At 68.0% G+C, this 19,882-nt stretch carries 14 protein-coding genes and 1 pseudogene; 13 read left to right on the forward strand and 2 right to left on the reverse strand.

Going from position 1 to position 19,882, the window contains the following annotated elements; all coding sequences use genetic code 11:
• Nucleotides 1-229: 229 nt before the first annotated feature.
• The 4 genes from U4Z31_RS13895 to U4Z31_RS13910 all read left to right on the forward strand — a co-directional run bounded on the left by U4Z31_RS13895 (nucleotide 230) and on the right by U4Z31_RS13910 (nucleotide 7,724).
• The gene (locus U4Z31_RS13895) at nucleotides 230-3,253 is read left to right on the forward strand and encodes an ATP-binding protein (protein WP_321810620.1); all 3,024 of its coding nucleotides are present in this window, start codon (nucleotides 230-232) and stop codon (nucleotides 3,251-3,253) included.
• Between the two features lie 250 nt (nucleotides 3,254-3,503).
• Nucleotides 3,504-3,701: a hypothetical protein gene (locus U4Z31_RS13900; protein ID WP_044845414.1), complete on the forward strand. Its 198-nt coding sequence runs from the start codon at nucleotides 3,504-3,506 to the stop codon at nucleotides 3,699-3,701.
• 224 nt (nucleotides 3,702-3,925) lie between these two features.
• On the forward strand, nucleotides 3,926-4,609 hold the full coding sequence (locus U4Z31_RS13905) for a response regulator (RefSeq protein ID WP_044845413.1): 684 nt from the start codon (nucleotides 3,926-3,928) through the stop codon (nucleotides 4,607-4,609).
• Nucleotides 4,610-4,670: 61 nt separating this feature from the next.
• The gene (locus U4Z31_RS13910; RefSeq protein ID WP_321810621.1) at nucleotides 4,671-7,724 is read left to right on the forward strand and encodes an ATP-binding protein; all 3,054 of its coding nucleotides are present in this window, start codon (nucleotides 4,671-4,673) and stop codon (nucleotides 7,722-7,724) included.
• A 48-nt stretch (nucleotides 7,725-7,772) separates the two neighbouring features.
• Here the strand turns inward: U4Z31_RS13910 and U4Z31_RS13915 are convergent, their stop codons facing one another.
• Nucleotides 7,773-8,789 carry a 1-aminocyclopropane-1-carboxylate deaminase gene (locus tag U4Z31_RS13915; RefSeq protein ID WP_321810622.1) on the reverse strand — a complete coding sequence of 339 codons (1,017 nt, stop codon included), beginning with the start codon at nucleotides 8,787-8,789 and terminating at the stop codon, nucleotides 7,773-7,775.
• A 191-nt stretch (nucleotides 8,790-8,980) separates the two neighbouring features.
• Here U4Z31_RS13915 and U4Z31_RS13920 point away from each other — a divergent pair, with 191 nt between their 5' ends.
• The 3 genes from U4Z31_RS13920 to U4Z31_RS13930 all read left to right on the forward strand — a co-directional run bounded on the left by U4Z31_RS13920 (nucleotide 8,981) and on the right by U4Z31_RS13930 (nucleotide 10,552).
• Nucleotides 8,981-9,481, forward strand: a complete 501-nt coding sequence (locus U4Z31_RS13920) for an Lrp/AsnC family transcriptional regulator (RefSeq protein ID WP_321810623.1) — start codon at nucleotides 8,981-8,983, stop codon at nucleotides 9,479-9,481.
• A 109-nt stretch (nucleotides 9,482-9,590) separates the two neighbouring features.
• A complete protein-coding gene (locus U4Z31_RS13925; RefSeq protein WP_321810624.1) occupies nucleotides 9,591-10,082 on the forward strand; it encodes an antitoxin Xre/MbcA/ParS toxin-binding domain-containing protein in 492 nt (163 codons plus the stop codon).
• On the forward strand, nucleotides 10,079-10,552 hold the full coding sequence (locus U4Z31_RS13930) for an RES family NAD+ phosphorylase (protein WP_044845408.1): 474 nt from the start codon (nucleotides 10,079-10,081) through the stop codon (nucleotides 10,550-10,552). Before U4Z31_RS13925 ends, U4Z31_RS13930 begins: the two co-directional genes overlap by 4 nt.
• A 60-nt stretch (nucleotides 10,553-10,612) precedes the next feature.
• Here the strand turns inward: U4Z31_RS13930 and mdeB are convergent, their stop codons facing one another.
• On the reverse strand, nucleotides 10,613-13,339 hold the full coding sequence (gene mdeB / locus U4Z31_RS13935; RefSeq protein WP_321810625.1) for an alpha-ketoglutarate dehydrogenase: 2,727 nt from the start codon (nucleotides 13,337-13,339) through the stop codon (nucleotides 10,613-10,615).
• A gap of 165 nt (nucleotides 13,340-13,504) precedes the next feature.
• Here mdeB and U4Z31_RS13940 point away from each other — a divergent pair, with 165 nt between their 5' ends.
• The 6 genes and pseudogenes from U4Z31_RS13940 (at nucleotide 13,505) to U4Z31_RS13965 (ending at nucleotide 19,882) form a co-directional block, all read left to right on the forward strand.
• A complete protein-coding gene (locus U4Z31_RS13940; protein WP_124487053.1) occupies nucleotides 13,505-14,032 on the forward strand; it encodes an Lrp/AsnC family transcriptional regulator in 528 nt (175 codons plus the stop codon).
• A 257-nt stretch (nucleotides 14,033-14,289) separates the two neighbouring features.
• A complete protein-coding gene (gene poxB / locus U4Z31_RS13945; RefSeq protein WP_044845406.1) occupies nucleotides 14,290-16,011 on the forward strand; it encodes a ubiquinone-dependent pyruvate dehydrogenase in 1,722 nt (573 codons plus the stop codon).
• 344 nt (nucleotides 16,012-16,355) lie between these two features.
• Nucleotides 16,356-16,946 (forward strand): class I SAM-dependent methyltransferase, encoded by a 591-nt coding sequence (locus U4Z31_RS13950; RefSeq protein ID WP_044845405.1) that lies wholly within the window; start codon nucleotides 16,356-16,358, stop codon nucleotides 16,944-16,946.
• Between the two features lie 140 nt (nucleotides 16,947-17,086).
• Nucleotides 17,087-17,206 (forward strand): annotated as a pseudogene (locus U4Z31_RS13955) (glycine betaine/L-proline ABC transporter ATP-binding protein); the annotation flags it as partial.
• Between the two features lie 712 nt (nucleotides 17,207-17,918).
• A complete protein-coding gene (locus tag U4Z31_RS13960; RefSeq protein WP_321810626.1) occupies nucleotides 17,919-19,163 on the forward strand; it encodes a hypothetical protein in 1,245 nt (414 codons plus the stop codon).
• A gap of 59 nt (nucleotides 19,164-19,222) precedes the next feature.
• Complete coding sequence (locus U4Z31_RS13965) at nucleotides 19,223-19,882, forward strand: hypothetical protein (RefSeq protein WP_321810627.1); 660 nt, start codon at nucleotides 19,223-19,225, stop codon at nucleotides 19,880-19,882.

Consider the following 19,882-nt stretch of genomic DNA (forward strand, 5'->3'; position numbering starts at 1 on the left):
ACGCGGCCGGGACGCACCCCGCCGCGGCCTTTTGCTGCTCCGAATCTAGGTCAAGTTCTAAATGACGCTTCAATCGTAATTGACAAGTACGAAACGGTTCGGCCGGGGTGGACGCTCCCGCACGCGTTTGGCATTGTCGGAACTCATTTCACCTTTCCACTGGTGAGTTCCCGCAACATCGTGCGATCCGGATCGGCATCGTTCGGCGCCGCGGTGCTCGTCGCTCGTCATGCCGCAGAGTCCGCTCCAATCCCTGCGCCGCTATCTGAGCATTTCGGTGTTCGGTGGCGGCATCGTCGTTACGATCCTGGTCCTGATTGCATGCGGTCTCGGGATGGTGGCGATCATCTCGGGCCATGTCGAGGGCGAACGGCGCAATTACCTGAACGGGCTGGAGCAGACGCTCAACGAGATCCAGGTGAGCGAGACGTCGTTCCGCAACGGCGTCGCGAACGCGCAGCTGATCTGGCGCGAAGCCGATAGCGCGCCCGCGTCGGACGTCGACGCGTTCTTTCGCGACGGCCAGCGCGTCGCGATCCGGCCGCATCCGTCGCTCGTGCTCGGCGTGCCCGGGCGAACCGGCGATCGCGCCGAGGTGGCGCGCTACCTGTCGCTGTCGGTGCTGCTGTCGCGCATCTGCGCGGCGAGTTCGATCAATCGCGGGCGCACGCTGGAGGGTTACCACTACAGCACGCGCACGGGCATGTTCGGGCTGGTGCCGAACCGGAATCCCGACGATCCCGCGCTGGCATCGCCCGACGCGCGCGCCCGCGTGCTCGATGCGCTGCACATCGATTTCGCGCGCGCGTATCCGCCGATCGTCGATGCCCGGCCGCACGTGCGCTGGCTGCCGCCGTTCACCGATCCCGTGTCCGGGCAGCCGCGCATCCGGATCGCGGCCGAAGCGCGCGACAACGGCAGGACGTTCGCCGTGCTCGTGACCGAATATTCCCCCGATTACCTGCTGTCGTGGTTGGCCGATTACCGCCCCGGCGGCGCGTTCTACATCACGACCGCCGATGGCCGGCTCGTCGCGATGGATCCCACCGCGGGCGATGCGGGCAGCACCGCGCGCCTGCTGGAACTGGCGCCGTGGCGCGGTCGCGCGTCGTCGGGGGCGCCCGTGTTCCGCGACGGCTTCCTGCTGTTTCACGGCCGGCTCGAATCGACCGGCTGGACGTTCGCGTATGCGCTGTCGTGGGCCGACGTCGCGGCCGGTGTCGCGCGTTCGGCCGGCACGCTGCTGGCGGCAACGCTGCTGACGCTCACCGTCATGTGGGGATTGCTGCTGCGTTTTCACCGACGCGAGTTCGCGCCGCTCTATGCGCGTTCGCAGCGCGTGTTCGACAGCGAGGCGCTGTGCCGCAGCGTGATCGAGATGGCGCCGATCGGGCTCGGGCTGATCGCGCGCGATGACGGACATTTCCTGCTCGCGAGCCCCGCGCTGAGGGAGATGGTCGCGCGGTTCGGCGGCGACTTTCACGCGCTGTCGAACCAGGTGGCCGCCGCGTGGCAGGCGCACGTCGCGCGCGGCGGCGACGGCGTGCTGCACGACGATCTCGTGCTGGGCGGCGGCGAGGACGCGCATCTGCACCTCGAATTCATCGCATGCGGCGCGCGCTATCAGGGGACGGACGTGCTGATTGCCGCGGTCGCGGACACGACCGCGAAGCATCAACTGATGCAGAAGCTCGAGGAGGCCGTGCGCGCGGCCGACTCGGCGAACGCCGCGAAATCGTCGTTTCTCGCGGCGACGAGTCATGAAATCCGCACGCCGCTGAACGTGATCCTCGGCAACCTCGAACTGCTCGAGCGCTCGGCGCTCGACGCGGTACAGCATGGCCGGGTCGGCACGCTGCGCACGTCGGCGACGAGCCTGCTCGCGCTCGTCAACGACATTCTCGATTTTTCGAAGATCGAGGCTGGCGCGATGCAGGTCGAGTCGATCGAATTCGATGCGATCGCGGCGGTCGCGCGCGAGTTGAGCGCGTTCGCGCCGATCGCGAAGGCGAAGGGGCTGCAACTGTTCTGCGAAGTCGACGCAGCCGACACGCAACCGATGCGCGGCGATCCGACGCGGTTCGCGCAGGTACTCGGCAACCTGCTGAACAATGCGATCAAGTTCACGAGCGCGGGCCGCGTGACCGTGCGCGTGGCGGTCGTCGAGGAAGGCAAAGGCGCGCCGGCGTTGTCGGTCGCGATCGAGGACACGGGAATCGGCATCGCGGCCGAGCATCGGCACAAGCTGTTCAGCGCGTTCTCGCAGGTCGATTCGTCGATCACGCGGCGCTATGGCGGCACGGGGCTCGGGCTCGCGCTGTGCCAACGGCTCGTCGCGGCGATGGGCGGCCGCATCGAGGTGGCGAGCGAGCCGGGCGTAGGCAGTTGCTTCACGGTTCTTCTGCCGCTCGGCGTGGATGTCGCCGCGTCCGGCAGGCCGGCTCGCGCGCGTGCGCTGACGTTCGTCGCCGCCGATCCCGAGTGGCGTGCGTTCGCGTTGCCGCATCTGCGTGCATGGGGATTCGACATCGACGTGTACGACAGTCCGTCGAGCCTGCCGGCCGGCGTGGCCGGGCCGGTCGTGCTGTTCGGCGATCCCGATGCCTGGTCGCATGCGGAACTGGATCGCTTGCGCGACTGCGCGCCGCTGATTCTTGCGACACGCGACGGCCCGCTCGAACCGTACCGGACGGGCAGCACGGTGCGCGTGTCGAGCTATTCGCTCGGCGGTCTGCGTGCGGCGCTGGCCGATGACGAGTCGTCGGGCGACGCTTCGCCGGGTGATGCTTCGCCGGGCGACGCTTCGCCACCGAACGACCACGCGATGCCGCGCGGCGGCGGCCGTGCATTGCGCGTGCTGGTCGCCGACGACGTCGCCGTCAACGGCTCGATTTTCCGCGAGCAGCTGCAGGCGCTCGGCTGCGCGGCGGCCGAGGTCGAGTCGGGGCGTGCCGCGCTCGAATCGCTGGCCGGCGGCGGCTGGGACGTGCTGCTGATCGGTGCCGACCTGCCCGACATGTGCGCCCACGTGCTCGCCGAGGCTGCGCGCAGCGCGGCCGGTTGCGACGTGCTGGTCGTGACGTCGCACCTGACGCCGGACGGCATGCGCCGCTGCGAGGCGGCCGGCGTGCGGCGCGTCCTGACGAAGCCCGTGACGCTCGCGCATCTGCGCGCCGCGCTCGCGCAGCACGACGCCGGCATGCCGTGGCTTAGGCGGCCTGCCGAGCGCGCGACGGCGCTGCGTGACGAGTAAGCGGTTGTCGAGCGATCGACCGCCGTGAATGCGGCGAATGCCGCAAACGCAGCAAACGCAGCAAACGCAGCAAACGCAGCAAACGCAGCAAACGCAGCAAACGCAGCAAACGCAGCAAACGCGGCAAACGCGGCAAATGCGGCAAATGCGGCAAATGCGCGAAGCGCTTTGTCGCGGCCGGAAATGAAACAGGCAGGATGCCGGCGGACGCCGCACGGCACATTTCACATCAACCTGGGAGGGGAACGCCGTGCGTCACGCATGGAAGATATTCGCACTGCTGCTCGAGTTCGCCGCGCTTTCCGAGAAGGGCCGCCGGGAATTCCTGACGCTGATGAACGAGTTTCTACTGATGTCGCCGGCGCAGAAACGACGCGCGATCAACGAATGGAAGAGCAGGACGGATGGCGACTCGCCCGATCTGCCGGGCGATTCGGGCCGGCCGTAGCGCGTCCTCCTGCGGGCTGCGCGCCGTGACCTTGCCGCCGCGTCGCGCGCAACGGACCGACGTGCGTTCGACCCGGACGGAAGCGCTTCGGGAATTATCTTAAAATCGAGTCACTTTTTATCCGGCGAGCCGATCACGGCCAGTCGTCGACGCGATGGTGCGAGCATGCTTGCCATCGCGGCGGGAAACCGGATGCATGACTGCAAGCCTCGGGATACAAGAACATGGACGAATTCTTTGTGCGCGTGATGGTGGCCGACGATCATCCGGCGTCCGCGCTCGGCATGTCGCAGGCGCTTCAGGGCAACAGCACGATCCGGCTCGTCGGCACCGTATCGAATTCGACGGATCTGGTCGCCGCGCTCGACGCGCAGCAGAGCGACGTGCTGGTGCTGGATTACGTGATGCCGGGCGGCAAGTACGGCGACGGCCTCGGGCTGCTGTCGTTCCTGCAGCGCCGCTTTCCCGCGCTGCATATCGTGACGATCACGATGATCGACAATCCAAGCGTGCTGTATGCGATTCACCGGCAGGGCGTGAGCTGCATCCTCAGCAAGTCCGACGCGATCTCGCACCTGATCGGCGCCGTGCATGCGGCCTATGTCGGCGCGAACTACATGTCGCCGCACGTCAAGCAGCTGCTGCAGGACATCGATACGACGCCGATCGCCCGTGCGCTGACGACGCGCGAGATCGAGGTCGTGCGGTTGTTCTGCGCCGGCTACACGGTCGGCGAGATCGCCGCGCAGCTCCATCGCAGCAAGCAGACCATCAGCTCGCAGAAGTCGAGTGCGATGAAGAAGCTCGGCATCGTCCGCGATGCCGACCTGATTCGCTATGCCGACGAGGGGAAGCTCCCCGACGCGTCGGCGTCGCCCGCGCCGGGCACACCGGGCGCGCCCGAATAGCGTGGCCGGCCGGTCGCGCCGGCCATGCGCGGCACGCCCGCCATCCTCATCACCCGAACGCATGCCAGACAAACTCAAACGGCACGCCGCGATGGGCGGCAAACCCTTCGACCCCGGCCGCGTCCGGCGCCAGCAGCAGGCGCTGCTGTACGGCGGCGGCGCCGCGATCACCGCATTCATCCTGTTGTGCGCACTGCTCGTGATGCGGCTCGACGTCCACGATTATCTGGCGCGATCGCGTTCGGCGTTCCTCGGGCGCAAGGCCGAACTCCAGGCCGAGCTGCAGGTGACCAAGGTCCTGCTGAACCGCTACGTCGACAACATGGAGCTGCTGTGGCGGCGCGGCGATTACGCGTCGCCCGACGTGCTCGCGCGCTTCGCGGCCGACGGCGGCAAGCTGGTGTACCGCGGGCGCGGCGGGCAGCCGACGTTCGTCGCGCTCGCGAACGTGACGCGGGCCCATCCGGCCGAGAGTTATGCCGCGTATCTGGCGATCATATTGCGGCAGGCCGAAGTGACGATCCTGCCGACCGCGCAAACCGTGCATTCGGGCTTGAGCGGCTACGTGATCGGGCTGAATGGCGAGTTTCTCGGCGTGGTGGGCCGCGAACTCGCCCAGCGCGCGCTCGCGCTGCCGCCCGGCGTCGATCTCGCGACGTTGCGGCATGAGTTGATGCCGCGCGAGGACAGCGCGCTGCCGCAGGCGCGCACGGGCGACAGCGGCACGCTCGTGGACGCACGCTTCGATCCGCTGCTCGGGCGTACGGTGCTGCGCGTCGCGCAGCCGTTTCGCGACGCGGCCGGCCGGCCGGTCGGCTGGTTCATGTTCAATGCCCGTTCACAGACGGAGGATTTGCTCGCGTCGCACGAGATCGACCGCAGCTACGCGCTCGTCGATGGGGACGGCGACGTCCTCGGCGGCCAGTCGTCCGATCGCAGGATGATCGCGTACGCGCTCGAAGAGGCAAAGCATTCGCACGGCGAGCGCGCGGCCGCGCGCCGCATCGGCGGCCGCTTCGTGATCGGCGACGCGCTGCCCGACACCGATCTGGTGCTGGTGACGACGTTCTCGTGGCGCAGCGTGCTGGCGGCAGTCGCCGCATCCGCGAGCCTGACGGTCGGCGGCGCGTTGCTGGCGATTACCGTGCTGTGGTTCGCGATCGTCACGTTCGACCGGCGCGCGCTGCGCGTCGCGAACCGGCGCGCGATCCGCCTGATCGAGAGCGAGGCGCTCAACCGGACGCTGATCCGCACGGCGCCGGCCGGGCTCGTGCTGCTGTCGCTGGCCGACGGCGAAGCGATCGTGCGCAACGACGCGATGCTCGCGTACGACCGGGAGGGGGCGGGCGAGCCGCTCGGCAAGCGCCTGTGGCGCGCGTACCGCGACGGCGCACGCGGCGGCGGCACCCGCGCGCTCGTCACGCACGAGCTGCCCGTCGAGCGCCGCGGGCGCGATACCGTGTACCTGGACGCGCACATCGTGCGCACCAAGTATCGCGGGATTGACGTGCTGCTGTGCACGCTGCTCGACATCACGGCCCGCAAGCAGGCGGAGGCGTCGCTGAGCGAAGCACGCGAAGCCGCCGAGCAGGCGAACCGCGCGAAATCGACGTTTCTCGCGACGATGAGCCACGAGATCCGCACGCCGCTCAACGCGATCATCGGCAATCTGGAGCTGATGGAGCGCGGGGCGATGCCGACGCCGCTGCGGCGCCGGCTGGCGACGATCATGTCGTCGTCCGATGCGCTGCTGCGCGTGATCAACGACGTGCTCGACCTGTCGAAGGCCGAGTCGAACCAGATGGCGCTCGAGCATATTCCGTTCGATCTGCGCGGCGTGCTGCGCGACGTCGCCGCGATTTTCAGGCCGCTTGCCGAAGCGAAGCGCCTGACGCTCGCGTGCCGGCTGGCGCCCGAGCTCGCCGACGGCTACGTCGGCGATCCGGTGCGGCTGCAGCAGCTCGTGGCGAATCTCGTCAGCAACGCGATCAAGTTCACTACGCACGGCGACGTGACGATCGAGGCGCGCATCGCGCCGGCCGGCGCGGGCGGGCGCGCGGTCGAGATTGCCGTGAGCGATACGGGCGTCGGCATTCCCGAGGGCAGCATGGCGACGCTGTTCGACGTGTATATCCAGGCCGACGCGTCGATCTATCGGCGCTTCGGCGGCACGGGGCTCGGATTGCCGCTGTGCCAGCGCATCGCGAAGCTGATGGGCGGTGAGTTGAGCGTCGCCAGCCGGCTCGGCGAAGGCACGACCTTCGTCGCCGCGCTGCCGTTGCCTGCGGCACCGGCCGGCTGGTGCGCGGCGCTGCCGGCGCCGGTCGCGGGTCACGGAGACGACGGTCGCGACGGTGGCGACGATGGCGACGATGGCGACGATGGCGACGCGCCGCCGCCGCGCGAAGACGGCGAGCCGCTGCGCGTGCTGGTCGCCGAGGATCATCCGGCGAGTCGCGCGCTGTTGCAGGATCAGTTCGACGTGCTCGGTCACGACGCGACGATCGTGACGAACGGTGCCGAAGCGATGCGTGCGTACTTCGCCCATCCGTTCGACATCGTGCTGACCGATCTGGGCATGCCCGAACTCGACGGCTTTGCGCTGGCGAGGCTGCTTCACGAGCAGGGTTCGACGGTGCCGGTGATCGCGATGACCGCGCATGCGACTGACGACGATTACCGTCGGTGCGTCGCGGCCGGCGTGGCGGAGGTCGTGCTCAAGCCGCTGTCGATTCAGGCGCTTGATGCAGTGCTGCGCCGGCAGGCGGCGCGCCATCTTGCGGCCGTCACCGTCGCCGACGAGGCAGGCGGTCCGACCCGCGTGTCGATCGAGATTCGCAACACCCTGAACGACGCAACCCTGAAGTCGCTGGCGGCGATCGGCGATGCGCTCGCGACCGGCGATCTCGAGCGGATCAAGGTCGAACTGCATTCGATGCGCGGCGGTTTCGCACTGGTAGGCGACGTCGCTGCCAGCGACGCATGTGCCCGGATGGAGCGCGCGGCGAACGACGGCGATATCGGTGCGGTCGAGCGCTGCTGGTCCGGGTTCCGGCAAGAGATCGACGCCGCGCTCGAACGTCTGTTGCCCGATAGCGGGGAGCGGAGCGCTTAGGGTTGCGGCGCGCCGCGGCGGCACGCGCCCGCCGCGCGCGCCGGTTCATCACCCGTTGCGAAAGATCTCCGAATACGCACTCAACGCCGGCACGCCGCCGAGATGCGCATACAGCACCTTCGACCCCGGTTCGAATTCGCCGAGGCGCACCTTGTCGATCATCCCGTGCATCGATTTTCCTTCGTAGACGGGATCGGTCAGCATGCCTTCCAGTCGCGCGCACAGACGAATCGCCTCGAGCGTGCCGTCGCTCGGCAAACCGTATTCGGGCCCGCCGTAACGCGTGTCGAGCACGACGTCCCGTTCGCCGATGTCGCGCCCCAGGCCGACCAGTTCGGCCGTATGCCGCGCGATGCGCGTGATCTGTTCGCGCGTCTGCTCCGGCTTCGCCGACGCATCGATGCCGATCACGCGATCCGCGCGTCCGTCGGCCGCGAAGCCGACGACCATCCCCGCCTGCGTGCTGCCCGTGACCGAGCAGACCACGACGTAATCGAACTTGAATCCGAGCTGCGCTTCCTGCGCGCGCACTTCCTCCGCGAAGCCGACGAAGCCGAGCCCGCCGAGCGGATGCTCGGAACAGCCGGCCGGAATCGGATACGGCTTGCCGCCCGCCTGCCGCACGCTCTCCATCGCTTCTTCCCAGCTGCGGCGAATGCCGATGTCGAAGCCGTCGGCGACGAGCCGCACGTCGGCGCCCATCATCCGGGACAGCTGGATGTTGCCGACGCGGTCGTACACGGGATCCTCGTAGTTCACCCAATGTTCCTGCACGAGCACGCATTTCATTCCGAGATGCGCGGCGACGGCCGCGACCTGGCGCGTCTGGTTCGACTGCACGCCGCCGATCGACACGAGCGTGTCGGCACCTTGCGCGAGTGCGTCGGGCACGAGGTATTCGAGCTTGCGCGTCTTGTTGCCGCCGAACGCGAGGCCGCTGTTGCAGTCCTCGCGCTTCGCGTACAGCTCGACCTTGCCGCCGAGATGCGCGCTCAGGCGCTTGAGCGGCTGGATCGGCGTCGGGCCGAACGTGAGCGGATAACGGGGGAAACGTTGCAGGTTCATCGACAGTCTCCGAAAGACGGTGGGCAGGAAATCGGATCGGTCGCGTGCGGCCGGTGCGCCGTGTCCCGATACAAAGATGATAGGCAGGACGCCGGGAAATGAGCTTGCGAAATAAGTGGCGAACGCCTACGTTATCGATGTAGAAAAGCATAAGCAGATAATTTTGGTTCGCAGAATTCATCGGAGACGCAATGAAATTAGATCGCAGCAGCGCCGCCCCCGCCGATGCCGCGCCGACGCTCGATCGCATCGACCGCGCGATCCTGCGGCAGCTGCAGCAGGACGCGTCGATCTCGAACGTGAGCCTCGCTGCGAAGGTGAAGCTGAGCGCGCCGGCATGCCTGAGGCGCGTCGAGCGACTGAAGGAGATGGGGTTGATCCGCGGCATCGTCGCGTTGCTCGATCCGAAGCCGCTCGGTGCCGGGATGCTGGTCGTGATCGGCTTCGTGCTCGATCGCTCGACGCCGGAGGCGTTCGCCGATTTCGAGAAGGCTGCGCAGAAGGTGTCGGGATGCGTCGAGTGCCACGTGGTGACCGGCGAATTCGACTACTTCATGCTGGTCCGCACGCGCGACAACGAGAGCTTCAATCGCTTGCACGCCGAACAGCTGCTGTACCTGCCCGGCGTGCGGCAGGTGCGCTCGTTCATGGTGCTCAAGGAGATTCTGTCGACGCATGCGCTGCCGGTTTAGTGCGGAGCGCCGTCGATTGCCCTGGTTACGGATATGCCGTTTGGTCGATTGAAAATTCCCGATCGAGTGTATACAATGAGAATTCCAATTAACCCATTTGGGAGTTTCCATGGCAGCAACCACACCGGCGGCCCGTCAGCCGGCCAAGCGGGCTGCCGCGCCTCAGGCGAGTAGCTCGAACGGCCTGGGCGCCGCCAAGGGCGATTTCGATACCTTTGCCCGGATGGCGCCGATGTCGCAGCGGCGCGCGATTGCGGAGGGTTTCGACGCGGTCATCATCGAGCGCGTCGCGCGCGAGTTGCTCGGCGTGCCGGTTCAGACCCTCTTGAGCGCGCTGAGCCTGCCCAGTTCGACCATTCTGCGGAAAATTGCCAAACACGACCGGTTGTCGCAAGGCGAATCCGATCGCGTTGCGCGCGTGCTCTATGTCCGGGGTCTCGCCACCGAACTGTTTGAGGACGGCGAACGCGCAGCGGCGTGGATGAACCGGGCGAACGCGGAGCTCGACGGTTTGAAGCCGCTTGAAGTGCTCGACGTACAGCCCGGCTACGACCGGGTGCGCGACATTCTGAACCGCGCCCAGTTCGGGGTCGGCGCGTGAGGTTGTATCGTCTCGCGAAAGAACGAAAGGGGCACTACCTGGCCGACGACCTGAGCGGGAACGGCGCGGCGATCGCAGGCGGCCGCTGGAATCCTCGCGGCATGCGGGTGCTGTATACCTGCTGCCATGCGTCGACGTCGTTGCTCGAGGCGCTCGTCCATATGTCCGGGTTGCTTCCGGCAGGCGGATTTTATTTGGTGACGCTGGAAGTGCCCGACACCGTGCATGACCACGCGTACCAGCCGGACCTGCCGGACGACTGGGCAGTACTGTCGCAGGACCCGGAGTCGACCGCCCGAATCGGGCAGGCCTGGCTCGAAGCGGGCGAGCAGTTGGCGATGCGCGTACCGTCCGTCGTCTGCCCGACCGACTTCAACTTGCTGCTGAACCCGCTGCATGCGGATTTTGCTTCAAGTGTGAAAGTGATCGGCAAGGAAGCGTTCGCGCTGGATCCTCGCCTGTTCGGCTAGCCGGCCGTATTGTTTCGGTCGACGAATTGTCGTCGGCTGCCGCTCGATCGCGTCGCCCGATCAGCGCTGCCATGGCGCGACGCCCGGATACGAGGTCTTGCCGAGACGCTCCCGCGCGTCGCGCACGATAGTCGCATCGAGTTCCCCGTCATCAGCCAGCGCCTTCAGCGCGGCGAGCACGATGCTCGCGCGATCGACTTCGAAGAACGCGCGCAGTGCGTCGCGCGTGTCGCTGCGGCCGAACCCGTCGGTGCCGAGCGTCACGTAGCGGCGCGGCACGTACGCGCGGATCAGTTCGGGCACCGCACGCACGTAATCGGTCGCGGCGATTACCGGGCCATGCGTTCCTTCAAGCATCCGCGTGACATACGACGATGCCGATCCGTCGCCGAGCCGAGACAGCCGTTCGGCTTCCATCCCGTCGCGCTGCAACTCGCTGAAACTCGTGACGCTCCACACGGCTGCATCGATCCCCCAGTCGTCCTGCAGCATCCGCTGCGCGGCGAGCACCTCGCCGAGAATCGCGCCCGCGCCGAACAACTGCACGCGCGCGGTCGCGTTCACTGCGGACGGCAGCCGATGCATGCCCTTCAGGATGCCTTCGCGTCGGGCGGCCGGATCGTCGTCGGGCATCGACGGCTGCGCATAGTTCTCGTTCATCACGGTCACGTAATAGAACACGTCGCGCTGCTGTTCGACCATCTCGCGCATGCCGGCATCGACGATCGTCGCGACTTCGTACGCGAACGCCGGGTCGTAAGCGCGGCAGTTCGGAATCGTCGACGCCGTGAGATGGCTGCTGCCGTCCTGGTGCTGCAGGCCCTCGCCGCCGAGCGTCGTGCGGCCCGACGTCGCGCCGACGAGGAAGCCGCGCGAGCGCTGGTCGGCGGCGGCCCAGATCAGGTCGCCGATCCGCTGGAAGCCGAACATCGAGTAGTAGATGTAGAACGGCAGCATCGGCAGGTCGTGCACGCTGTACGCGGTCGCGGCGGCGATCCACGACGACACCGCGCCGGCTTCCGAAATCCCTTCTTCGAGGATCTGGCCGCGCGTGTCCTCGCGGTAGTAGAGCATCGAGCCGAGATCCTCCGGTTCGTAGCGCTGTCCGAGCGGCGAGTAGATGCCGACCTGCCGGAACAGGCTCGCCATGCCGAACGTGCGCGCCTCGTCGGCGACGATCGGCACGACGCGCGGACCGATGTCGCGATCCTTGATCAACGCGGCGAGCATCCGCACGAGCGCCATCGTCGTCGACATCTCGCGGCCGGCCGCCTCCAGCGCGAACGCACCCCAGGCCGGCATCGAAGGGACGGTCAGCCCCTTCGATGCCGCCATCCGCCTTCTGGGCAGATAGCCTCCCAGGGCAGCCCGGCGGGCATGCAGGTAACGCATTTCCGGGCTGTCTTCCGCTGGTTTGTAAAACTTCAACTGCTCGACGTCGTGGTCCGACAGCTGCAACCGGAAACGGTCGCGGAACGCCTTCAGGTCGTCGACGTCGAGCTTCTTCTGCTGGTGCGTGGTCATCCGCCCCTGGCCGGCCGTGCCCATTCCATAACCCTTCATCGTTTTCGCGAGGATCACGGTCGGCTGGCCGCGATGGGCGAGCGCGCGCGCATACGCGGCGTGCAGCTTGCGCGCGTCGTGGCCGCCGCGGCGCAGGCGGTCAATTTCCGCATCGGTGAGCTGGGCGGCCAGCGCTTCGAGCGCCGGGTCGCCGCTGAAGAAGCGCGCGCGGTTGTACGCGCCGTCGTTCGCGGAGAAGGTCTGGAACTGGCCGTCGACGGTGTCGGCGAACGCGCGCGCGAGGGCGCCCGCGTGATCGCGCGCGAACAGCGGATCCCAGTCGGAGCCCCACAGCACCTTGATCGTGTTCCAGCCGGCGCCGGCGAACAGCGCTTCGAGCTCGTCGATCACGCGGCCGTTGCCGCGCACCGGGCCGTCGAGCCGCTGCAGGTTGCAGTTGATCACGAACACGAGGTTGTCGAGCCCTTCGCGCGCGGCGAGCGACAGCGCGCCGAGCGATTCGGGCTCGTCCATCTCGCCGTCGCCGAAGAAGCCCCACACGGTGCGGCCGGCGGTGTTCGCGAGCCCGCGATGCTGCAGGTAGCGCATGAAGCGCGCCTGGTAGATCGCGTTGATCGGGCCGATGCCCATCGAGCCGGTCGGGAACTGCCAGAAATCCGGCATCAGCCACGGATGCGGATACGAACACAGCCCGGGCCCGGCGATTTCACGACGGTAGTGCTTCAGGTGATCTTCGGTGAGGAAGCCTTCGAGATACGCACGCGCATACACGCCTGGCGACGAATGCGGCTGGAAGTACACGAGGTCGCCGTTCGGGCCGCTTTCATCGCCTGCGTCGGCCGGCGCCGCTCGGAAGAAATGGTTGAAGCCGACTTCGAACAGGTCCGACGCCGACGCGTAGCTCGCGATGTGGCCGCCGAGTTCGCCGTATGCGCGGTTCGCGCGCACGACCATCGCGAGCGCGTTCCAGCGCAGCGCGGCAGACAGCCGTTCCTCGAGCTCGGCGTCGCCCGGATACGGCGGCTGTTCGTGCGCGGCGATCGTGTTCAGGTACGGCGTGACGGGGCCGCGCGGCGCCGCGAGCCCGCGGGTGTGCGCATGCGCGGCGAGCCGGCCGAGCAGGTACTGCGCGCGTTCCTTGCCGACGTGCGCGACGACGGCGTCGAGCGCTTCCAGCCATTCGGCGGTTTCTTCCGGGTCGGCGTCGGCGTGAGCCGCGCCCGCGCGCCGTGTGGCGTCGATTCCGTTCGACAGGTCCGTCATCGCAGGTCTCCCCGCGCGCCGGTTCGGAGCGGCGCGCAATCAGTGGCAATCGGTCGGATCATGCTACCCGCCGATCCGCAAAATATGCGTCTGATTTCATTGGGATTTCGCTCACGGATAGTGTAAATATTCCGGATGTAGCCACTCTTCCGGAATATTTCGACCATGAGCGCAAACCCGCGTCGGCTCGACCGCATCGACATCGGCATCCTGAACCAGCTGCAGCAGAACGCGCGCATCACGAACGCGGAGCTCGCGCGCGCGGTGAACCTGTCCGCCACGCCGTGCTTCAACCGCGTGCGCGCGCTGGAGAAGCTCGGGTTGTTCCGCCAGCAGGTCACGCTGCTCGATCCCGAGCCGCTCGGGCTGCGGATCAACGTGTTCATCCAGGTCAGCCTCGAGAAGCAGGTCGAGGATGCGCTGCAGCGTTTCGAGGAGGCGATCTCGCAGCGGCCCGAGGTGATGGAGTGTTACCTGATGTCGGGCGACGCCGACTATCTGCTGCGCGTCGTGATGCCCGACATGCGCACGCTCGAGCGCTTCATCATCGAGCGGCTGACGACGATTCCCGGCGTGTCGAATATCCGGTCGAGCTTCGCGCTGAAGCAGGTGCGCTACAAGACCGCGCTGCCGCTGCCGGCGGCCGGGCTGACGCTCGTCGATCCGGACGAGTCGGCGTCCGACTGGGGCTGAGCGCGGGGCCGCCGATGCCCCGTCCGGTTTCAGGTTTCAGACGAAACGGCGACAACGCGCCGACGATTGCCCGACGCCGTCGAAAGGGGCGGACTGCCGCGGTCCGGCCGCTGCGCGTCGCTGCGCGTCGCCGCGCGGGGCGCCCGCGTCTTCACGACGCCGCGCGGCACGATCGCGTATGCTCGTTCGGTCAGCGGCGAAGGCGGCTGCCGGAGCCGATTCAATCGTGTGACGACCGATCAACGAGCGAGGGCATGATGGCTAGACAGACGATGGCGGAATACCTGGCGAAGACGCTGGCGGCAGCGGGCGTCGAGCGCATCTGGGGCGTGACGGGCGACAGCCTGAACGGCTTGTCGTTCAGCCTGGGCCAGATCGGCTCGATCCGCTGGATGCATACGCGGCACGAGGAAAGCGCGGCGTTCGCCGCGGGCGCGGATGCCGCGTCGACCGGGCGGCTCGCGGTGTGCGCCGGCAGCTGCGGCCCCGGCAACCTGCACCTGATCAACGGCCTCTACGACTGCCACCGCAATCACCAGCCGGTGCTCGCGATCGCCGCGCACATTCCGTCGACCGAGATCGGCCTCGGCTACTTCCAGGAAACCCATCCGCAGGACCTGTTCCGCGAATGCAGCCATTTCGCGGAACTCGTGACGAACGCGTCGCAGTTCCCGCGCGTGCTCGCGCGCGCGATGCGCACCGCGATCGAGGAGCGCGGCGTCGCGGTGATCGTGCTGCCGGGCGACATCGCGCTCGGCGACGGCCCGGAGGAAGCGCCCGCGTGGAGCGAATCGGCGCCGCCGTCGATCCTGCCGGCGGACGCCGATCTCGACCGGCTCGCGGCGCTGCTCAATGGGTCGGACGCGGTCACGCTGCTGTGCGGCAGCGGCACGCAGGGCGCGCACGACGAAGTGGTCGCGCTGGCCGACACGCTCGGCGCGCCGGTCGTGCATGCGCTGCGCGGCAAGCCGTTCGTCGAATGGGACAACCCGTTCGACGTCGGGATGACGGGGCTGATCGGCTTCAGCTCCGGCTATCACGCGATGGAATCGTGCGACACGCTGCTGATGCTCGGCACGGACTTCCCGTACCGGCCGTTCTATCCGACGAATGCGAAGGTCGCGCAGATCGACTGGAAGGGCTCGCAGCTCGGCCATCGCGCGCCGCTCGCGCTCGGGCTCGTCGGCACCGTGAAGGAAACGATCGCCGCGCTGCTGCCGCGCCTCACGCGCAAGACGCAGCGGCGCTTCCTCGAGAACGCATTGAAGCATTACGCGGCCGCGCGCAAGGGCCTCGACGATCTCGCGGTGGCCGAGCCGCCGGGCCGCGCGATCCATCCGCAATACCTGACGAAGATCGTCGACGAAGTCGCGGCCGACGACGCGATCTTCACGGCCGACGTCGGCACGCCGACGCTGTGGGCCGCGCGTTACCTGACGATGAACGGCAAGCGCCAGCTGCATGGTTCGTTCAATCACGGCTCGATGGCGAACGCGATGCCGCAGGCGCTCGGCGCGCAGGGCGCGCATCCTGGGCGGCAGGTCGTGTCGCTGTCGGGCGACGGCGGGCTGTCGATGCTGCTCGGCGATCTTCTGACCGCGCGCCAGCTCGACCTGCCGATCAAGATCGTCGTCTACAACAACAGCCTGCTCGGCTTCGTGTCGATGGAGCTGAAGGCGGCCGGCTATCTCGACACGAACGTCGACCTGAGCCCGACCGACTTCGCGGCGATCGCGAAGGGCGCGGGGATCTTCAGCGTGCGCGTCGAGCATTCGGAGAACGTCGAGCACGCGCTGCGCACCGCATTCGCGCACGACGGGCCGGCGGTCGTCGACGTCGTGACGTCGAAGTACGAACTGGCGATGCCGCCGAAGATCGAGTTCGCGCATGCGAAGGGCTTCAGCCTGTTCATGCTGCGCGCGATCCTCAGCGGGCGCGGCGACGAGATCGTCGAGCTGGCGCGGACCAATCTGCGGTGAGGCGGTGAGGCGGCGCGAACCATCGAGCGGCGAACCGTCGGCGCTCGAGACGGCCCTGCGGCAGGTCACGATCGTCGGCGCGCGGTATCCCGCGCAGCTTCGGCGGCGCGTCGACCGCCGAGCGGGAAGCCGTCGATTGCACGGCCGGCAGTGGCGGCGCAATCAGGGACAATCTTCACGTCGCCTTAAGTTTGCATTTCCTAGAATCGATGGAGCGCCGCGCGTGCGTGGCGGACGGATTTGTTCAGGAGGATGCACGTGAAAGAGCCCCGTGGCGTCGTAGCCCTGTTACAGGCAGTCATTGGCACGCCGAAGCTGATGGCGCAACCGCGCAAGGTTGGCCGATGATCTGGCCGAATGCGTTGCGTGTCTCGGCACTGTTCGTGCGAGAGTGGGTCGGCCGCCCGGCCGCGGTGGGCGCGTTGTGCCCGAGTTCGCGGCATCTGGCGCGCGAGATGGCCGATGCGGTGCCGGACGGCGACGGGCTCGTCGTCGAGCTCGGCGGCGGCACCGGTGCGATCACCGCCGCGTTGCTCGAACGCGGCGTCGCGCCGGGGCGCCTCGTCGTGGTCGAGCGGGCGCCGGCGTTCGTGCAGCACCTGCGACGGCGCTTTCCCGGGATTTCGATCGTATCGGGCGACGCGCGGCAGCTCGAGCGGCTGCTGCCGCCCGATGCGCGCGTCGACGCGATCGTGTCCTGCCTGCCGCTGCGCACGTTGCCGCGCGAGGACGTGACGGCGATCGTCGGGCAGTGCGAGCGTGTGCTGTCGGTCGACGGCGTGATGATCCAGTTCACCTACGACCTGCGCGTGCCCGAGCGTCACCCGCTGCGCGATCCGGCATTCGTTGCCGATGCCAGCCGAATCGTGTGGGCAAATATTCCGCCCGCGCGCATCGTGACGATGCGCAGGGCCGCCATCGGACAGGTGGCGTGATGCCCGCATCCTGACACGCTTTCTTTCATCGACCCTGCGGAGGCCGTCGGTCGCGGCTCATGTTGCGGCGTCCGGCACGCGCGCCGCAGGCCGCGATGCGGCCTGCCGGATGAAGCGGTCGAGCGGCGTCGCGTAGCCGCTTCATCGCGCACGATCTCGACGACGCATCGCGGATCGGCGACCGGATCGCGATCCTGCGCGACGGCACGCCGGACGACATCCTGTCGCGTCCGGCGGACGATGATGTGCGGCGGTTCGTCGAGAAGCAGAGGAGTGCGAACCGATCTGGCGGGAGCGTGCCAGCGAAGCACGGGGGCGTTTCGCCTGCGTTTTGAGCGGCAGCCTGCCGGTACCCGCACGCGGTTGCACCGCAGGCAGCCCGTGGGTCACGTGCGGCGCACCTCGGCGGGATTTGCGTCGCCATTCCACGGCGCTTGCCGTCAGGAATCCTCGTTCCGGCCGATAACCGGACCCGCGCGCGCCCGCGCTCGCCGCGGACAGGATCCGAGGAAAAAGCGCCGAATCATAGTCGAAACATTTCTAAATGGCACTCCATGCGGGATTTTGATGCCTCATCGGAATGAATTCGGCGGGCGTCCTTGCCGGGCCTGCGTTTGCGATTGGGATTGAATATCCGGTGCTACGGGCATACCCGTATGGGCCGGCCGCGGCCGTTCAAAAGTGAAACATTCCGCGCTTGCAGGGACCTTCTTCGGAAGATCGGACAAGCGTTTGAATACATAGAGAAATCCATCCGCGGGTCGAGGGTGTCCCGGCCCCGTGCCGATCGACACGTTTCAGACCTGAAACATAAATCGCATGCCGGAATCGGGCGAGGCGGGTTATGTCGCGCAAAGCATCCAACCGGCTCCCTGTCGTCAGGCAGCTGGCGGGATTGGCATCGCCGATGCGTGTTGTCCTCCGGATTGGTGCAGTTGGCCAAGCCGTTCCTCGTTACTTCAGGAGGATTTCATGCGCAAAACTCTATTGGCGTCTGCTGCGCTTCTCGCCTTGGGATGCAGCGGCTACGCAATGGCGAATCCATGCAGCAGCGATACCAGTTCGACATGCAGTCAGAAAGCCGATGACGGATCGAACACTCTCAGCAACGCAGTCAGCTCAACCCAGACCAGCTCCACCGGGTCCAATGCGAATGAAGTTTCGCCTGGCGCGAGTGTCTACCAGGATTCGTACAACAGCACCAAGATCGTCGCGATCAGCAAACTCGACGGGTACGTGAGCAATGTCCAGGTCTGGGGCATCGGCAACAACGCGACCAACTCGGGCAGCGCGGCCGGCGGAAGCGGCGGCAAGGGCGGCAACGGGTATGGCTACGGCGGCATCGGCGGTAATGGCGGAAGCGGCGGTGCAGGCGGCGCCGGCGGCAAAGGCGGCAGCGCGCATAACGGCAGCGCCACGGCGGGCAACGCCAGCAATGGCAGCGCGACGGCCGGCACCGGCAACGGCGGCGGCGGCGGAGCCGGCGGCTCACCTGACGCCAGCGGCGGGGGCGGCGGCAATGCCACTGCGAGCGGCGGCTCCGGCTCCGGCACGGGCGGCGGCGCGATCGCGGCCTCGGTCGGCGTAGGCGGTTCCGGCAAGGGCAGCGGCACAGGCTGGGGCGGCGGCACCGGCACAGCCAATCCCGGCTCCGCGTGGGCCAGGAATCATGGCAGCGGAAGCGCGTCGGCATCGGCCGGCAGCGGCACCGGCACCGGCACGGGTACCGGCACCGGCTCGGGCAGTGGCTCAGGCGGCGCAGGGTCGGCGGGTACGTCGACCGCTTCGGGTGGATCGGGCGCAGGCATCGGCGGCGCGGGTGCGGCCGCGGGCGGCACCGGCGGCGCGGCGGCGGCCACGGCGGGCAACGGCGGTGCCGGCGGCGCGGGCACGGGTGGCGGCGCGACGAACGGCGGCGCGACGACGACGGCCAGCAACGGCGGCGCAACCGCGGGTAGCGGCGCGGTGGGCGCGATGGGCGGCGCGGGCGGGGCAGGCGGCACCGGCAACGGCGGCGTCGGTAACGGCGCGGTCGGCGGCGCGGGTGGCGCAGGCGGAGCCAATGCGGTCAACGCGGGGACGTTCAACATGTCCAACGCGATGGCGAGCGTCGGCCAGACCGCCGCGGGCATCATGGTCGCCAACCAGAACAGCGGCATGGCGTCGTTCGTTCAGCAGGCCGTGACCGTGCAGGCGAACCTGTCCGTAGGACGTTAGCCGGCCGGCCGGTCCTGGCGAGCCGGATGCATTGACGCGGGCGCAGGCGAGCCCGCGACTTGCATTCCATCGCCGATGGACAGGACCGCCGGCGAGGGCGGGATGGCCGAACGGCCGTCTCGCTCTCGTTGGCGCAGGCCGGGCTGATTTCCGTCGATCGACGGTCACGCGGATTCCGCTCCCTGTGCGCCGGTTTCGAGCCGGCTCGCGCAGGGACCAAGGAGACAGCCATGCGAATCCGAACGGCACTTTTGCTGGTGATATTGCCTGCGGCGCTGCTGCCGGGCCTGACGGCCCATGCCACGGCTGACGGGTCGCGAACCGTTGCGGCGGAGGCCTCCGCCGATGTTGCGCCGGCAGCGGCACCTTCCCTACCCGCCGCGCGCGCGGATCACGCCGATCCGGCCGCGGCCGTCGCGCCCCCTGCGGCAGCCATACCCGCTGCGACCGACACCGCGACCGCTCAAGCGGGCGGCTTCGGTGTCGCGATGACGCCTGACCAGCTCGACGAGCATCGGGGCGGCGATGCGCTGATCGGCCAAAACTATCTGACCGGCGCGGTGACCGACAACGTGGCGAACCGCGTGTCGACCGGCTCGAATTCGATCGCCGACGGCTCGTTCGCCAATGCGAGCGGCCTGCCCACGGTCATCCAGAATACCGGCGCCAACGTGCTGATTCAGAACGCGACGGTGCTCAACGTGCGCTTCGGGAACTGA

The sequence above is a fragment of the Burkholderia sp. BCC1985 genome (genome assembly GCF_905339915.1).
Lineage (GTDB): Bacteria > Pseudomonadota > Gammaproteobacteria > Burkholderiales > Burkholderiaceae > Burkholderia.

What these genes read in the sequence shown, in the direction of transcription:
- U4Z31_RS13920 (WP_321810623.1), top strand. Translation starts at nt 8,981, where the DNA reads ATGAAATTAGATCGCAGCAGCGCCGCCCCCGCCGATGCCGCGCCGACG.
- U4Z31_RS13950 (WP_044845405.1), top strand. Translation starts at nt 16,356, where the DNA reads ATGATCTGGCCGAATGCGTTGCGTGTCTCGGCACTGTTCGTGCGAGAG.
- poxB (WP_044845406.1), top strand. Translation starts at nt 14,290, where the DNA reads ATGGCTAGACAGACGATGGCGGAATACCTGGCGAAGACGCTGGCGGCA.
- mdeB (WP_321810625.1), bottom strand. Translation starts at nt 13,339, where the DNA reads ATGACGGACCTGTCGAACGGAATCGACGCCACACGGCGCGCGGGCGCG.
- U4Z31_RS13910 (WP_321810621.1), top strand. Translation starts at nt 4,671, where the DNA reads ATGCCAGACAAACTCAAACGGCACGCCGCGATGGGCGGCAAACCCTTC.
- U4Z31_RS13925 (WP_321810624.1), top strand. Translation starts at nt 9,591, where the DNA reads ATGGCAGCAACCACACCGGCGGCCCGTCAGCCGGCCAAGCGGGCTGCC.
- U4Z31_RS13940 (WP_124487053.1), top strand. Translation starts at nt 13,505, where the DNA reads ATGAGCGCAAACCCGCGTCGGCTCGACCGCATCGACATCGGCATCCTG.
- U4Z31_RS13960 (WP_321810626.1), top strand. Translation starts at nt 17,919, where the DNA reads ATGCGCAAAACTCTATTGGCGTCTGCTGCGCTTCTCGCCTTGGGATGC.
- U4Z31_RS13915 (WP_321810622.1), bottom strand. Translation starts at nt 8,789, where the DNA reads ATGAACCTGCAACGTTTCCCCCGTTATCCGCTCACGTTCGGCCCGACG.
- U4Z31_RS13905 (WP_044845413.1), top strand. Translation starts at nt 3,926, where the DNA reads ATGGACGAATTCTTTGTGCGCGTGATGGTGGCCGACGATCATCCGGCG.
- U4Z31_RS13895 (WP_321810620.1), top strand. Translation starts at nt 230, where the DNA reads ATGCCGCAGAGTCCGCTCCAATCCCTGCGCCGCTATCTGAGCATTTCG.